This window comes from Adlercreutzia sp. DFI.6.23, assembly GCF_024462535.1.
Taxonomy (GTDB): Bacteria; Actinomycetota; Coriobacteriia; order Coriobacteriales; family Eggerthellaceae; genus Adlercreutzia; species Adlercreutzia rubneri.
The window spans coordinates 1-294 of sequence record NZ_JANGBP010000645.1 but is presented as its reverse complement, the minus strand read 5'-3'; the positions used below and the strand labels follow the sequence as shown (position 1 = coordinate 294).

At 35.7% G+C, this 294-nt stretch carries 1 pseudogene; it reads left to right on the top strand.

From position 1 onward, the window contains the following. Window positions 1-17: 17 nt before the first annotated feature. Window positions 18-294: pseudogene (locus NE591_RS14905) on the top strand (MATE family efflux transporter); the annotation flags it as partial.

Here is a 294-nt window from a genome sequence, read left to right as displayed (position 1 = left end):
CAAAAGGCGATTTAGAAATGATTCGTGTAGGAACACAGTCATTACGAATAAACGGTATTTCATTCATATTATTTGGATTTTACACTGTGTATTCATCATTATTCCTTGCACTCGGAAAAGGATTGGCGGGATTTATTTTGGGAGCTTGCCGACAAGGTATCTGCTTTGTACCAGTTATTTTGATATTGCCTATGTTTTGGGGGATAAACGGTATTCTCTATGTACAACCGATTGCAGATGTACTTTCTGCGATTATTACAATATTTATGGCATTACATTTACACAAGGAATTAG